This window comes from Bartonella sp. CE47NXGY (assembly GCF_042195415.1).
Classification (GTDB): Bacteria; Pseudomonadota; Alphaproteobacteria; order Rhizobiales; family Rhizobiaceae; genus Bartonella.
Window position 1 is genome coordinate 1 of the sequence record NZ_JBHIOI010000048.1, and the last position, 2824, is coordinate 2824.

Below are 2824 nucleotides of genomic sequence, written 5' to 3' on the forward strand. Positions count from 1 at the left end.
AGATTATAATGTCTCTATCCGTTCTTTTCTTATTCTCCCGTTTCCTCCACCCCTCTATTTTTTTCCACAACCTGCCCCCAATCTTTTCCCCAACAAGCCCACTTGACTCCACACAGACTTTTTCTCATGCCCCTAACATCCTTTTCCATATCGGCTAAAAAAAATCCCCCAAGCCCCCGCAAAGCTCTCTCCCCCCAAGAACGAAAGCATAACGTACACCATTGTCACAGCAATGAAAAAGCAATTGGCCCATCATTGCCACTCCCCCACAGTACTCACCACAAAAGCACCCAAAATCACACCACCATATCTCTAAACAACTTGGCCTTACTCCCCATTCTCGTTTTCCCTTCCAGCATACCGCGCCGCCTTGCATGCGCTCCAAGCACCCTTTCTTCCCACATTTTCCCACCATGCCTTTCACATTCATGACCAAGCTCTTTGCGCTCCCTGCACTCTTTGCGCTCTTTGCTTGCACCCTCCTCCAACACAAAAACCAGCTCTTTTCCTCCTTGAACGTGCCTTTTTATAGGTTGGAACCTGTCTGCACTGCTGCTTCCCTTCCCCCTAAACCTCATTTTTGTTCTCTAGCATGCTTTCGTGTCACTCCAAGTCACAGGATAACGACCTGCCCCCTTCATCCCCACTATTTCCTCCTCATCCCGCTCCAACATTTCTCTTCCCAAAGCCGCGTATCTCCCCCTTTTCCATATCGGCTAAGAAAATCCCCCAAGCCCCCGCAAAGCTCTCTCCCCCCAAGAACGAAAGCATAACGTACACCATTGTCACCACAATGAAAAAGCAACTCAGCCCTTTCATTGCGGCTCCCCCCCCCCAACACTCACCACAAAAGCACCCAAAATCACAGCCTCCATACCTCTGAACAACTTGGCCTTACTCCCCATTCTCGTTTTCCCTTCCAGCATACCGCGCCGCCTTGCATGCGCTCCAAGCACCCTTTCTTCCCACATTTTCCCACCATGCTTTCACATTCATGACCAAGCTCTTTGTGCTCCCTGCACTCTTTGCGCCCCCTTATTTAGCACCCTCTTCCAACATATGCTTTGCTCTTTTCCCCCTCTGCTCTTTCCTTTTTATAGAACTTTGCCTCTCCTCAACGCTACACAAGATCCCTTTCTTGCCCGCCTCATTCTTGTTTTGCCCTCCAGCATACGTCTTGCATGCGCTCCAAACTCCCCGCTTTCTCCCTCCTTCAAAGCAATTTCTGTTCTTATATGAAAACCTGTCTCAACCGATTTAATTTGCTGTACCATCTTCTCCAAAGCCTCATTAAAACGGCTAATTTCATTTTCAAGCTTGCAAATATATGCTTCATCACGATAAGCCCGTTTAATCAAAGGAGGCATATCCGGCCAATAGAGCATTAAATCCACCCATTCGCGTTGAGAAATCCATAATCCCCCTTGACATTGTGCTTTATGTTCTGCTGGAAAGCTCTTTTGCATGAAATGAGGGATCAAAATTTCAGGTTTTTTTGTTTTAATTTCTAATAAGCCATTTTTTCCCACAAAAGCATCGGGGGAAAATCCTTGTCTGCGGTCATCTGCCAAAACAAAGCCAATACATTCAGGTTCTGTATGTGTCAGTTTCCCATAAAGCTGTCGTGCGATTGGTTCTAATTCTGTCCCACGTCGCATAGAAAGTGTTGCCCCTTCATCAACAGTTTTTCCTGTAATTCTTTCTCCCGCCAATTTCATCATCACACTCTGATAGCGTGACGTTTTTTGCCCTTGTTTTGTTCGTGCCATAACCATCTCAAACAACGAAGCCGTAATCAAACCATTACGCGCTTGCTGCCATTCTTCTGTTCCTTGAATACAATCGATAATGATTGGCATAGTATTTCTCCCCTTCATCTTTAAGGTGTTTTTTTTTTGCAACATATTCTCTTTGAAACATTCATATCTTTTAAGATGCATTCCCCACTAAGAATGACAGCATCCTTAAATATTGTGCTGCTGAAATCACAAAAGCTGTTGGAAACGCCCCCCTCAACATCCCCCTCCCCACAAGTTTCTCATCCCCTCCTTTTCCATATCGGTTAAGCCCCCAAGCGGCGCCCTCCCTAGACGAAAGCATAACGCGTGATATTTTTTCCCCGATAAAAAAACCTCTCGCCCATCATTGCCCCCTAAGGCTCAATACAAAAACGGTCAGAACCGCGCTCCCATAGCGCCTTCCTCTTCTTCCCTCTCAAACACCTTCCCTCATTTCCCAACATGCTTTCACATTCATATCCAAGCTCTTTGCACTCCCTGCGCTCCAAGCCCTCTACTTTCCCCCCTCCTCCAACACTCTACTCCTTTCCCCTACACAGAACTTTTTTTAAAGATTGACATCTCCTCAACGCTTGTACGGCTGCCCCTTTTCCACACCTCATATCTCCCCTCCAGCATATGCCTTGCATACGCTTCAAGCTCTCCTCTCCCCCACTCGTCCTCCCTCTTAACCAGCCAACCACCAACATTTTCCCCAACAAGCTTCCCCCCAACATCCCTCCTCCCCAGAAGTTTCTCATCCCCTCCTTTTCCATATCAGCTAAGCCCCCCCCAAGTCGTCTCCCCCAAGAACGAAAGCATAACGCACACCATTGTCACCACAATGAAAAAGCACTTGGGCCCATCATTGCGCTCTCCCAGCACTCACCACAAAAGCACCCCAAAGCCCCCCACGTGTCCCAATATGTCTAAACAAGCTTTAACGACCTCTCCCGTCAAACACCTCCTTCCATTTTCCAGCATGCTTTACGTATCATTCCAAGCTCCCTACTTGCGTGCCGCAAAAACACAAAAACCGGCTCTTT

At 47.4% G+C, this 2824-nt stretch carries 4 protein-coding genes; all 4 read right to left on the minus strand.

From position 1 onward, the window contains the following. Positions 1 to 296 precede the first annotated feature (296 nt). The 4 genes from ACFIL3_RS08550 to ACFIL3_RS08565 all read right to left on the minus strand — a co-directional run bounded on the left by ACFIL3_RS08550 (position 297) and on the right by ACFIL3_RS08565 (position 1859). Entirely contained in the window at positions 297 to 491 is a 195-nt protein-coding gene (locus ACFIL3_RS08550) for a hypothetical protein (protein ID WP_375675232.1), read from the minus strand. Between the two features lie 166 nt (positions 492 to 657). Beyond that, a complete protein-coding gene (locus ACFIL3_RS08555; protein ID WP_375613608.1) occupies positions 658 to 819 on the minus strand; it encodes a hypothetical protein in 162 nt (53 codons plus the stop codon). Next, entirely contained in the window at positions 816 to 971 is a 156-nt protein-coding gene (locus tag ACFIL3_RS08560) for a hypothetical protein (protein WP_375682081.1), read from the minus strand. Before ACFIL3_RS08560 ends, ACFIL3_RS08555 begins: the two co-directional genes overlap by 4 nt. Before the next feature lie 123 nt (positions 972 to 1094). Then, a complete protein-coding gene (locus ACFIL3_RS08565) occupies positions 1095 to 1859 on the minus strand; it encodes a lambda exonuclease family protein (RefSeq protein ID WP_375611646.1) in 765 nt (254 codons plus the stop codon). Between the last annotated feature and the right edge of the window lie 965 nt (positions 1860 to 2824).